Origin of the sequence: Streptococcus sp. M334 (assembly GCF_000187745.1) — a bacterium.
In the GTDB taxonomy this organism is placed as follows: Bacteria; Bacillota; Bacilli; order Lactobacillales; family Streptococcaceae; genus Streptococcus.
The window spans coordinates 408,384-420,263 of sequence record NZ_GL732486.1 but is presented as its reverse complement, the minus strand read 5'-3'; the positions used below and the strand labels follow the sequence as shown (position 1 = coordinate 420,263).

General features: G+C 40.2%; 13 protein-coding genes. All 13 read right to left on the bottom strand.

Annotation, left to right across the window (positions count from 1 at the left end; all coding sequences use genetic code 11):
• Window positions 1–82, bottom strand: an 82-nt coding sequence (locus tag HMPREF0851_RS16270; protein WP_077850344.1) for a tetracycline resistance determinant leader peptide, incomplete at its 3' end; no start/stop codon positions are given.
• 244 nt (window positions 83–326) lie between these two features.
• Window positions 327–1,262, bottom strand: coding sequence for a conjugal transfer protein (locus tag HMPREF0851_RS06600; protein ID WP_001224320.1), 936 nt, complete (start codon window positions 1,260–1,262; stop codon window positions 327–329).
• Window positions 1,259–2,260 (bottom strand): lysozyme family protein, encoded by a 1,002-nt coding sequence (locus HMPREF0851_RS06595; protein WP_000769868.1) that lies wholly within the window; start codon window positions 2,258–2,260, stop codon window positions 1,259–1,261. Before HMPREF0851_RS06595 ends, HMPREF0851_RS06600 begins: the two co-directional genes overlap by 4 nt.
• Entirely contained in the window at window positions 2,257–4,434 is a 2,178-nt protein-coding gene (locus tag HMPREF0851_RS06590) for a CD3337/EF1877 family mobilome membrane protein (RefSeq protein WP_000804748.1), read from the bottom strand. Before HMPREF0851_RS06590 ends, HMPREF0851_RS06595 begins: the two co-directional genes overlap by 4 nt.
• A gap of 2 nt (window positions 4,435–4,436) precedes the next feature.
• Window positions 4,437–6,884: an ATP-binding protein gene (locus HMPREF0851_RS06585; protein ID WP_000331149.1), complete on the bottom strand. Its 2,448-nt coding sequence runs from the start codon at window positions 6,882–6,884 to the stop codon at window positions 4,437–4,439.
• Window positions 6,868–7,260, bottom strand: coding sequence for a conjugal transfer protein (locus HMPREF0851_RS06580; RefSeq protein ID WP_000723888.1), 393 nt, complete (start codon window positions 7,258–7,260; stop codon window positions 6,868–6,870). Before HMPREF0851_RS06580 ends, HMPREF0851_RS06585 begins: the two co-directional genes overlap by 17 nt.
• Before the next feature lie 88 nt (window positions 7,261–7,348).
• Window positions 7,349–7,846: an antirestriction protein ArdA gene (locus HMPREF0851_RS06575; protein WP_000342539.1), complete on the bottom strand. Its 498-nt coding sequence runs from the start codon at window positions 7,844–7,846 to the stop codon at window positions 7,349–7,351.
• Between the two features lie 116 nt (window positions 7,847–7,962).
• Window positions 7,963–8,184, bottom strand: a complete 222-nt coding sequence (locus HMPREF0851_RS06570) for a hypothetical protein (protein WP_001009056.1) — start codon at window positions 8,182–8,184, stop codon at window positions 7,963–7,965.
• Between the two features lie 42 nt (window positions 8,185–8,226).
• Entirely contained in the window at window positions 8,227–9,432 is a 1,206-nt protein-coding gene (gene mobT / locus HMPREF0851_RS06565) for a MobT family relaxase (RefSeq protein WP_000398284.1), read from the bottom strand.
• 22 nt (window positions 9,433–9,454) lie between these two features.
• Window positions 9,455–9,607: a hypothetical protein gene (locus tag HMPREF0851_RS15565; protein WP_000879507.1), complete on the bottom strand. Its 153-nt coding sequence runs from the start codon at window positions 9,605–9,607 to the stop codon at window positions 9,455–9,457.
• Window positions 9,608–9,609: 2 nt separating this feature from the next.
• The gene (locus HMPREF0851_RS06560; RefSeq protein WP_000813488.1) at window positions 9,610–10,995 is read right to left on the bottom strand and encodes an FtsK/SpoIIIE domain-containing protein; all 1,386 of its coding nucleotides are present in this window, start codon (window positions 10,993–10,995) and stop codon (window positions 9,610–9,612) included.
• A gap of 28 nt (window positions 10,996–11,023) precedes the next feature.
• The gene (locus HMPREF0851_RS06555; protein WP_000985015.1) at window positions 11,024–11,410 is read right to left on the bottom strand and encodes a YdcP family protein; all 387 of its coding nucleotides are present in this window, start codon (window positions 11,408–11,410) and stop codon (window positions 11,024–11,026) included.
• 15 nt (window positions 11,411–11,425) lie between these two features.
• A complete protein-coding gene (locus HMPREF0851_RS06550; protein WP_000420682.1) occupies window positions 11,426–11,740 on the bottom strand; it encodes a YdcP family protein in 315 nt (104 codons plus the stop codon).
• Between the last annotated feature and the right edge of the window lie 140 nt (window positions 11,741–11,880).

Genomic DNA, 11,880 nt, shown 5'->3' with positions numbered 1-11,880 from the left:
AAATACTCTTATCACTGGGATTTTTATGCATAACCATAGGCATACAAAGCATACAGATATTCTCCGGATACTTTAGAATCACATGATAAAGGTATTCTTAAACTGGGTACAAAAAACTAAGCCCTCCTAAAAAAGGACATCCAATTATTTGTTCCCACTATCAAATTGACAGTTTATTTAAGAATACCTTGCCGCATATTTATTAACTCCTTTTAAATAGATACTTAAATAATAGCACGTAAGAGCATATTTGTCAAGGAATCTCCAATTTTTTATCAAAGAGAGTACGTGATTACAAAATAGCTGTAATAATGTACCAATATTTGTTATTCTATAATCTTCCAATTACTCCCGTTCTTTTCAAGTACCAAATCAAATTGAGATACCTGCGTTGCTTTGGTCTGCTGGTCGATATACTCCACTGTCAGCGATACCGTGACTTGATTATCCTTACGATTGTGAATAGGATTTACCAGTTCTTGAAAGATGTACTCTTTTCCGATTGGTTTTAATATCCCGTCATTCACATAGTAGGAAAGTTCACTGGCTGTCGCTGTAGGATAGAGCTTGAAGAACGTCGTTAAAAACTCATTGATTTCATTGGTTGTAATGGAATCAACCGTCCCCTCACTTTCAATGGCTTTTGGTTTATAACTTGATTTCTTAGGTATGTTGGTAATGGTCGGATTCTTAACCAGTACCATATTTCCAGAACCATCTACATAGACACTCACTATATAAGCAGAGTGGACGGTCTTTGTATTTTCTCCCTCTGTAATGAGCTGGTCTACACTGTAGGTTACATTAAACTCATTGTCGCCAGTTGGCTCTACCGTCCATATCTGAAATCCTCTTACAGAAGACGATACAGGAATATCTTTGCGTACTGTATCAACATTGAGAGCTTGAAGTTCATCTGTCAGATAGCCTTTTAGACTTTCCATTCGATTATCAATGGACTTATCGGATTGCTCCCATGAATAGTAGACTTTCGCAAAGTTCTCTACAAAATTTTCTACATGATGAGTATCAACGTATTCCTTTTCTATGATAGTTGTTTCGTGAATAGTATGAGTATCTATAGCTGTAAAGTGCTTGAATATCGCAAAGCTGAAACTAAGCCCTAAAAGTACCCACAAGGCAATCACAACCTTTTTATGAGGATTGACCTTATAGTAGACACGAGGTTTCTTTTCCTTTGGTATCTGTTTTTCTTTATTCTGATTTTTTCTAAATTTCATCATTAAATCTTCCTTTCTCATTGTTTGATTCGTCCTGCTCCCACTAAATGCTGTTGCCAGTAGGGGCTTGTTAAGTCGGCATAACCGATTGGGTCGCCTGCATGAAACATACGGTTATTGCCAAGGTATATCCCAACATGAGTAATATAAGAGCCAGCGTTATAGGTAGAATGAAAGAAAACCAAATCGCCAGCTTGTGCTTCCGATAGTGGGATATGCTGGGTCACATCATATTGCTGTTGTGCGGTTCGTGGTAAGTTAATTCCAGCTTTTCCATACGTCCATTGTGTCAGTCCGCTACAATCAAAAGAAGTAGTCGGGGAAGCTCCACCGTAAACGTATCGCCAGCCCTCATATTTCAGTGCTTCGTCCATGATGGCTTGTACCGTATCATCATCAAACTCTGTTGTGACAAGATACTGCGTTACCAGTTGCACATAAAACATATTGCCATAGTTGTATCGCCAGCCCCCATTGATAGGTATGGCTATGGGATTGGGGTAAGACACTTTTTCGCCACCTGAATACTCTTTTGAGAAACTTTGAGCCAGTTCAAAGGTATATTTATTTCCACGATTAGCCACATACCCTAAGAAACCACCACCATAATTGTAGGACTGGATAACCGATTCTAAATCTACACTGAGCCTTTCGCTACTGGCTAATAATTCACTGAAATACTTCACACCTTGCTTAATGGATTCTTCTGTACTCAATGAATTAGGTGGAAGACCGAGGGATTCCGAGGACTGCATAACATCTTCCGCAGTACCGCCCGATTCCACCTGTATAATCGCAAGAAGTATGTTGACATATTCTTCAACGCCATATTCTTTGGCATATTTTTCTACCATAGGCTTATGAGCCAGCACTTCTGCGGAAACATTCACACCTCCATAATGAATATTGGAAATTCCGCTGTCCTGTTCATCTGAAAATAAAATGGCAACAAACAGAAGCAGTGAGAAGACCATCAAGAATAATCCAGAACCACCAATCACTAAAGTTTTCAACTTCATGGTTTCTTACCGACTTTCTTAATGGTGGCGGTTTTGATTGGTGGTCTACTTCTTGTATTTTGTAGTGGTACTCTTTGAACAGTAGACGGACGTTCTTTTGTGATTGGACGTTGTGAAGTTCTATCTGCTGTAGTGGTTGAAGTTGCTGGCTTTTGAACGGTTTTTTCTTGAACGGTATTGCCTTGGCGTTCCACTTTTGGACTTGAAAAATCGGACTTAACTGCTGGACGCTCTTGTTTGGCTTGTTGAGATTCCTTATATGAAGTCTGAATATTAGACTGTTTTGAGGTCTGTTCATCATGATATTGTTCTTGTCTTGTAGTCGGTCTTTCATGAACAGAAGAAGCAGGCTGTTTTTTCTGTTTGACCTGTTCCATTTCAGAGCGACGCTTCGCAATGGTTTTTCGCCTTTGTTCCTGCTGTTCCTTGCGTCCACTGGCTCTGTCCGCTTTGGTTTGAGAAATACTACTGGTTAAATCACGGACATTCTCTTTTACTTTGGATTTTCCTTGATATACTGCATATCTTGCATTGGTCGGCAAATCTTTAACCTGTTCTTTCAAACCACTAGCAGTGTCTACCATTCTGTCTTTGGTATCAGCTACTGTACCGATGGTTTGACCGATACGTTTTCCAAGTGTTGATTTTTCCTTTCCGTCTGGTCGGGAGTGATCTGCTTGTGTCCTTGCAGAACTCCCCGAACCCGACTGTCCTTTTTTACCTGTAACAATGGCAGACCCAGCCCCTAGAGTAGTCATGGAACGTCCAAGTTTCCGCTGTAGACGGTGCATGTGAGCGTGCATAAGCATACGAGGTTTTCTCATCACACGACTTCCCACACTTTGAGAATCGTTACTCTGTAGAGAAAACATACTCATTAAATCGCCCAGCTTGAAGTAGATTCCTGCAAAGGTCACAATCTGTAGAAAAGCAATCAAAAAGAACGGATAACCAGCCGATAAGGTATAGAGCATGGTTGAAATACTAAATGCTGTCGTAATAATCAATGTGATTCCAGCTCGTGTCAAAATGGTATTAAAGAGCTTTGTTATGGCTCGTTTTGACATACCATCAAATGATGGAATCATGCTTAAAATAAAGCTCACAGGCAGAAACATAGCATAGATGATAAAAAGTACCTGCGAGAAAATCATGATTCCTGTTAATAGGAATACAAATATGGAAATCCCAATATTGAAGACAAATAGGAAGAAGACTGTACCTAAACGGTTAATGGTCTTTGTAATGGTTAGATTGGTATTGCTTCTGTCTTCAATTTCTTCCGCAACAATTTTTTCTCTGTCTTCGCCATTGTTGGAATCTGGGCTGGTGGAGAGCAGGCTTTCCACACGGTCAATACCGATACTTTCAATGTCTGAACTGTTGTATTGAAGCAGTAGCCACGGTTGCTGAACCTGTATGGAAAACAGGCTATCTCTGATTAAGTCCACGCTGTCCTTGCCTTGACTATCGGAATGGGGCATGACAATCTTCGTGCCAAGTGATAAACTGGCATTACTGATGTCTGATGAAAAGTCATTGATTTTTTTAATGTAGTCGGGAGCGTAGGCAATAAAGGAAGCCGATAGGATAAACACCAGCACAAAATTCATAATGGCATGAATTGCCTTTGTGGTTTCTCTCTTTATCAGTCCCGTATAGGCAACATAAACCCCAAGAACCAAAATCAAGAGTAAGAGGAATCCAACATAGAAACCCTCTGTTGAAAATCCGTTTGCACTCACACCAGCTAAGGTCTGCATATTCTTACCAATGGAATCTGCTGTAGCGGAAATGAAGTCTAAGGAATAGGCTTCCTGTACTAAGTAACCTGTCGCATTGGAAACATACAAACTGATTGTCCAAATAAAATTGGTAATGGCATATAGTCCATACATGACCTGTTTTCCAATCCCGTCCGACCAGTTCCACGGAAGCCAGCCCCAGCTATTATCCACATAAAAATCCAGTTGATAGTTTTCAAGTGGGTATCGGCTGTATTCATTTGCCACATTGACCGTATCATCTACCAAGCCCGCAGCTTGAACCACCGTTCCCAGCATGGCTAAAAGAAAAATGGCAATCACAAGTGTGAAAGCCACTGTCATTGCCACTTTACCTAGACGTTTCAGCGTCCAGTTTGATTTTATTCTGTTTACTATTGATGGTTTCACATTTACACCTCTTTTCGCACAGGTGGTCTGGTATCAAAGGCATGGAGCAGTTCTTCAAATACAGGGTGGAACTGTATCACACCGACACGACCATATAAATCACTGATAAGGCATTGCCCGTTTTCCAAATCACGCAATCGCTTCTGATTGTTTTCGTCCTCTGGGTCTACACCAAAAAAGGCTAAGGTCTTTTTAATCTCGTTAAGGTCAGTGGAACGAAATGCAAATTTTAAGCCGAGGTTATTTTTCAGTTTTTCATCTAAGAGGTCGTCTGTATTTTGGGTCACGAAATATACCCCAGCGTTCATAGCACGACCAGCCCGAACCAGCTTCATAGATAGTGTTTTTCCTTGTGCTACCTGTAAAAAGCTCCATGCTTCGTCTAAATCTACAATCTTGAAAATGCTTCGGTCTGTATGGATAAAGTCTAAAGCAAAGGTACTAATGACAATCAGCATAGCAACGGATAAAAGCTCCATAGTGGTATATTCCTCAAAGGAAGTTTCCTTGTCGGGAAGTACCAAGTCCGCAACCTGTATAATGTTCAGTTGTTTTTCTAAGCTGATAGACTGCTCCACATAACCATTACTGAATAATAAATGTGCAAAGTCATAGTCTGTAAAACTTTCGATATGGTCGGCTATACTGGTACTTAGTGGCGTATTCTCAACCCGTAATTCCTCAATCACTTTCATCAACCCTCGTACTTCACTATTGGTTACTGCACGAATGGCTTTTCTAAGGATTGGGAAGCGTTCCCCATCACGAGAGGAAATCCCCGTAAGGAATGTCAGAATATCAATAGCCAGTGATTCAGAATCTTTGGGATTTTTCATAATCACATAAGGGTCAAGTAAGCCTTTGTTTTTCTCATCAGAAGTCAGAGTGACGATATTGATTTCATGGGAAATCTCTGGCAAGGTTTCTTTCCATCTGCCACGTTCTGCTTTTGGGTCTACAATCACTGCTTGTGCCCCATAAAGCACCGCATAATAGACGATAAGGTTATTCGCAAAGGATTTACCACCACCCAGCGAACCAACAAAAGCCGACGCTAACGCATTGGTTACTGAACCCTTAACCCCTTGACTGGCAAGAGCAGGTTTCAGATAGACATTGCGTCCAGTATCTAAGCTGTAGCCAACATAAATCCCCTCATTTTCCCCCAGCATTTGAGTAGCACCAAAACCTAAACCAGCGAGGAAATCAGAGGTCACGTATTGAATATAATCATTCATATAACGCTTGCTGGCAGGTAAAAATTCTTCATGTAAGCCGAGCATATCCCCAAATGGTCGTACCAGTTTTACGCTTAAATCGTCATAAAAATCTTTCACTTCATTACAACGACGTTTGAGTTCGTCAAGATCATTTGCTGATACCCTTACCACATAAGACAGCTTGTACATAGATTCCTTGCTTTGGTCTAAATTGGTTTCCAGCTCATTCACACTTTCCAGAGCTTCCGCCACATTGGAGCTGGTTTCATTATCACTTTGCCAAGCGTGGTTATCCAAGTCTTTCAGTTCTTTCTTTTTATTGCGGACAGTAGATAGGGCTTTACGATTCGCTACAATTTCCACATTCATTGACGTATCAATCGGGAATGTAAATTGCTGTTGCTGGTAGTAGAAGATTTCAGAGGACGGGAAGTCCAGTTCTCCGACAATGCTGTTAATGGTAAAGTAAGCTACATAGACGGTTTCATCTTCCTGCTGGATTTTCAAATATCGCTGTTTTTCTTCCACCAAACAGCGAGTAGGCTTAATCAAGTCATAGTATTTAATCAGCGTTTCATTATCCAGCTTTTTCTTTGATAGATGGTACTCATACTCTTCATAGGCAGTGCCTGTCTGTCCGTAAAGGTGTTCAATCAGATAGCCGAAGTCGTCCTTATCTAACCTGCGGATTTTGAAACGACGAGAGATTTTATTTTCTAAGAGCTTTTCCATCTTCTGAAAACGCAGGATTTCATCATTACTCATACTAACAAAATCGCCCATCAGCTTATGGTTCACATCATAGACAAAATCAGACAAAGCATTTTTTGCTTCAACGGTAAGATTTTTCATAGAAAACTCCTGATCGTTGAGAAGCAACTTAAAGCCGATAAAGAAACGGTAGTTCACTTGATTTTCGCCAATCATGGATATTAAAGCGTCTGTCTGTTGGTCGATTTTGTCATAGGCAACCGCTTTGAGCTTGCCAGTGACTTCATTTTTGGAACGCTCTTGTGCAGAACGTATGCTGGATTCTGTACTGATTTGTAAAGCATGAATTTTGCCATCACGATTTTGTGCGATAAGCTGTCTGAAAGAATCATGCACTTGTATTTTCTGTTCTGGACTTAGAAATGAGTAATTGTAAGGAACAAGCTCATAGTAAGCATAACATTCCCCGTCTTTATTCCAGACGAGATTGTTTTCAATGTATTTAATTGGATATGCCATAAAATTCACTCCTAACTGCTGTAATGGCTTCTTGTGGCTGGTTTCTGCCAAGCGTTACTTTTTTTCCTGCATAGGTCAGCTTTGGTCGCAGTGCATAAGCAATGACAGACTTCAAAAATCCATAAGGCTTTTTACCATCAAAAGTTTTTGTAGACATAAACCATGTGAAAGCCACAGGAATCCCAAAGTATTTGAGAAATGCTCCCTCTATCATGGAAAGAGGGGGCAAGTTGCCAAGTATCATCACTGCAAAGAGTGACACGACAAACCATGTCATTTGCGTAAAGGTTATGGGAAACGGAAGTCTAAAATCATTGATAGAATACAGTACCTTTTCCACAGACCAGATACTGGTATAGCTTCGTATTTTCTTCATGTAATCAATCCTTTCATAAAAAATAGGGGTAGCTGATTGAGCCACCCCGTAAAATAGAAAATCTGCCAGTAGTAATGTACCGACAGATTTAATAGACGATTTCAAAAATCCCATGATTGGTTGAGATAAACGTTCCTGAAAGGTCTAAATCCCGACCATAGGCTTGATAATCAATATAGTTTTGAAGACTAGCTGGTACTTCGCCTAAAGCACCCGTTTCTTCAATGTAGTAGCGTGCCACGTCATACATATCATCACAATCGGAATGAATGATAATATCCTCTTGATGTTCGCTTAGTTCTTCAATGCTTGAAAAATGAGTGAGCAGAGCAGATAGCTCCGATTGTAATTCTTCGGGTAATTCCGATACCATTTCCCATAGTCGATTGAGTTCGCCAATGGAAGTGTATTCGTCAACCGTAAAGGGTAACTCGTAGTCATGAATGGCGTATTCCTCATATTCATCATTCAAGCCGATTTTCTCTTTGACTTCCTCAAAGTCAATGGGAAAGGTAAACCACGCACCGACCAATTCGCCCTCATTGTATTTGCCTAAATTCGCAATATAGACTTGCATATCGTCCATATATTCACGTCCTTTCTTTGTAGAGATTCAAAAATCCCTACCGCACTTCGTTTGGTGTACCATTCCTTTGCGGAACATAAGAAAACCACTTATATTCCACAAAAGAACGGTTTTATTTAAGCACCAATAATGCGATTGAATAGCTCTAGTAAAATGTCTTTTACTCCAGCAGCGTTGAAGACTAAGCCAACCGCAATAATCGCAATAATTAAAAAGCCAATCAGTTTGCTAAACTCACGCTTGAAGCCAAGATACAAGCCAATCACAACGATTGCTAAAAGCACCAGTGATTGAGCGTTTGATAGAAACCAGTTATAAAGGTTTTGTCCAAAATTCATAAAAATGTTCTCCTCTCTATATTCAATGAATTTGTATTTGAGTTATTTTTTTGTTGTTATCACGTCCTGTTCTTTTACTGACTGTTGCTTCAAAATCTGCTTGTGTCGGTCTGTCAGTTTCGCATGGTCGAGAATGTCTTTTACAACCTGCGTCTGGTTGATTTCATCAAGTTTAATCGCAACCTTTAAGGTCGGGGCAACTTGATGAGATAGCCAGTTCAGCGTCCTTTGGAAGGAGTAAGGCTCTGGTTTTGTGGTTAGTTTTAATCGTTCACGATTGTTCCCAATAAACCAAGCCCATTCTTCATTCAGTTTCCAATCAGAACGAGGTTTGGAATCGTCTTTATCTACAAAACGGATATACCGATTGATAATTTTAAAGGCGGTATGCTCTGGATTGTCATAGACGAGTAAATCACGGACTGCATAATAGGCACGCTCATTTTTCAATCGAATCTCAAAACGGTTTTTTACTTCTGCGTCTTCAATGGGAATATCATTTTTCTTGTACTGCTCGTAGTCCTTTTCATAGATACAGAAATAAACTTCACTTTGTAATGAACCGATATAGAGGGTGTTTCCCATACATTCCTTTTCCTCTTTGCGTACCAGTTCGCCACTGCGATAGCTTTTAAAACTGCGGAAGACGGAGATACATTCTTCCTGTTGGCACTTTTCAGTGAGTACAGGGATATTTAAAATCCCTGTCTTATCGTTAATGGCAAGGTCAAGGCGTTTCATCACACCGCCAGCCACCAAAACGTCCATAAAGAACTCATACCAGCTTCTTTGTTGTGCCAGAAGATAGCTTTCAAATTGTCTGCACCCACGACCTTTCAATTCCACCAGAACTCCTTTGTCCAGTTCATGGGAGCAAAGGACGAATATGTCGCCTAAAGCATAATGCTCTGAATAAGAATAGAAACCATAGTCCTCATGAAGAAAATAGGACAGTTTCAGTTGTAAGATGTTTTCGACCACCTGCTGTACGTCTGTTGTCGGAAAGCGAATTCTTACATAATCAAACAGCATTTCAAGGGGAGCGTCGGGATTGAAGCGTTCCAGAGCTTCCCAAAGGGACTGCTGTAAATCCTCTGATGGCTTGACTTTTCCTGTTTCAATATCGCTTAGATACTGCCTTGTAATACCAGTCGCAACAGCTAAACGGTTTTGAGATAGTCCATAAGCCAAGCGTTTTTCTTTTAAATGCTGTAACCAAGTTTGTTCATTCAGTAAAAATCCCTCCAATCAAAAAGGCGTATGTCAACTTTTAAAGCCCATTTGACATACGCTGAAATTTTGTAAATCCCTTGTAACCAAAGGATTTTCTAATGTTTTTTTGACTGTTTCCTGTCGATTTGTACCCCCCTGTTAGATACGGGGGGTTAAGTGCTGGCGTGGCTATTGCCACACCAGCCAGCAAGATCAGTCCACACCTGCGACTTCCGCTTCGCACGTCGCCTGCGTGGACTGTCTGCTGTTGGATAACTTTTTAATTTCCTCCAAGAAATCATATCCTTTTGGTACAAGGGGAGTATAAAACTCTGATATGACACTTGTTCCTACATCAACATAGCCACGACCTTTGATTCGCTTTAAGAAGAAATCCTTTTGTACGTCACTGCCAAACATCATGCCATAGCCCATTTCAGACATACGACCTAAAGCCACTCTGAAATTAAACTGATCACGGATTCCGTCGCCTAAATATTTTGCGTCTGGACGTTGACAAGCCAGTATTAGAAAGAAGCCAGCTTGACGACCTAACATGACAATCTGTTTCAGCTTATTCATAACTGCGGTGTTTTCTTTTGTTCCCAGCATTTCCATGAAAGCGACGTATTCATCAAAGATTAAGAAGTGTGCCGGGAGACCTAAGTAAGCATAATTTTTGCCAGTCTTATAGTTCTTCATCTGCTTCATTTCCTCACTACGTTTCATCATTTCTTCATAGAATGTTTCAATGCAAGAAAGCAAGTCTTCTTTTCTATAGTAGACATTTGCCATCACAGAACCTAAGTCCGCAAGATCAGCATTTTTCGGGTCAAGAATATACAGTTTTGAATCTGTATGAAGCAAGGCTTCAATCAGTGTCAGTATAAAGTAAGTTTTACCGCCACCTGTACCACCAGCAATCAACATATGAGGGAGCTTATCATATTCCCACCATACGTTTTTCATTAAGCGAAGTTTACCATCTTTAGCTTCTACTTCATCAATAGAAATACGACTGGCTATGGTGTCATAGAGCAAAGTATATTCCACATAGGAATCCTTTAACTCTTTATCCGTCAGCTCACAGTACAAGCCACTCTCTAATTTCTTTTCCAAGTGTAAGAGTTGGTCTTGATATTTTCCCAGCGTGATTTCCACCCGTATCTGTATCAAGCCATTTTTAAGTCGATAATACATTTTAGGGAAGTAGGTTATCTTTTCCTTTGTACGACCAGCACTATCTTTAAAGAAACCCTCTGTTTTGACCTGTTCAGATTCATACCACTTGTTTTCAAGTATCATCTTTGCCAGTTTTTGACGGTGGTAAAGTTGTTTAACCGTATCATAGCGAACCCGTTTGAATACAAACGCTACCAGCAAGCAGATAAGAATTGCGACACTGAAACTGATAATTAAATAGGGAATGTCAATCTTATCTGCTTGTGATAGGTTAAAATCCTGCCAGTTGATCTGCTGGATTGTCTTCACATGAAACAGTCCGACAACCAGCAGGAAAACAGGCAGGAGTGACGCTATCGTAAAATGAAAGACTAAATCTTTACCAGATGGGCGAATCCTTTTACCACGCTGTTTCATGCGAAAAAGTCTCCTTTCTACCTAGCGACTATTTGTCTTGTGTCGGTTCTTTCTTTGCTTGTGGTTGAGCTTTGAATGAACTAGAATCCTTTGTCAGCACAATATCGTCTGCCTTGATATACCAGTCAACATCTGCTCCTTGATAGGTGGCAGTAGCAACGGTGTCCGCAATGGGATTGATAAGTTCCACCCGTGCGTTATAATCAAACTCTTTCAAAGGCACGCTGGCAGGAATACTTACTTGAATCATGCGTCCTTGTCCTTTGGATTTTAAGTCATAGGTACGTTCCTTGATTTCATCTGAAACCGACCCGTCTTCATTTTGGATTCTCACTTCACGACGTAGAGCAGAGAATTTCAATTCTCCAAAAGTCGTGTCTTTATCTAATACAATGCCATTTGCTAATCTCATCATTTTTCCTCTCTTTCTTTATTCTTTTATCATGTCGTCAGCATGTAAAAGGTAATTTGTAAAACCACGAGTGCCGATTTTGTAGCCCTCTGCGGTAATACGTGGATTGACTAACTTCACACGTTCCTCAAAGCCGAAATGTTTTTCGCCAGCTTCAGCAGGAAGCACCACCACAATATCATCTGCTCTTTGAACATCAGAATAGAGATTATAGCTTCTTGATAAGACAGTTAGCCGTCCGTTGATTCTTCGCTGAACGACTTTATCCTCGCCAGCAAATTCTAAATTGCCGAATGTTTTTTCCATGTTGGGAATCACAAATTTAAGTTCCATATTTTTACCTATCCTTTCTTTTTTATTGGCTGAATGAATGTTTGATGGTCTTAAAGAGTGGGGAACGACCTTTTGATTCTTGATTTTTTGTTTTCATAAGTTCACTTCCTTTCAAAATCGGGTAAAAAAATAGACACCTC

Coding starts and splice junctions, on each gene's coding strand:
- HMPREF0851_RS06600 (WP_001224320.1), bottom strand. CDS start 1,262: ATGAGAAAGGAAGATTTAATGATGAAATTTAGAAAAAATCAGAATAAA.
- HMPREF0851_RS06550 (WP_000420682.1), bottom strand. CDS start 11,740: ATGGAACTTAAATTTGTGATTCCCAACATGGAAAAAACATTCGGCAAT.
- HMPREF0851_RS06560 (WP_000813488.1), bottom strand. CDS start 10,995: ATGAAACAGCGTGGTAAAAGGATTCGCCCATCTGGTAAAGATTTAGTC.
- HMPREF0851_RS06555 (WP_000985015.1), bottom strand. CDS start 11,410: ATGATGAGATTAGCAAATGGCATTGTATTAGATAAAGACACGACTTTT.
- HMPREF0851_RS06575 (WP_000342539.1), bottom strand. CDS start 7,846: ATGGACGATATGCAAGTCTATATTGCGAATTTAGGCAAATACAATGAG.
- HMPREF0851_RS06570 (WP_001009056.1), bottom strand. CDS start 8,184: ATGAATTTTGGACAAAACCTTTATAACTGGTTTCTATCAAACGCTCAA.
- HMPREF0851_RS06595 (WP_000769868.1), bottom strand. CDS start 2,260: ATGAAGTTGAAAACTTTAGTGATTGGTGGTTCTGGATTATTCTTGATG.
- HMPREF0851_RS06585 (WP_000331149.1), bottom strand. CDS start 6,884: ATGGCATATCCAATTAAATACATTGAAAACAATCTCGTCTGGAATAAA.
- HMPREF0851_RS06580 (WP_000723888.1), bottom strand. CDS start 7,260: ATGAAGAAAATACGAAGCTATACCAGTATCTGGTCTGTGGAAAAGGTA.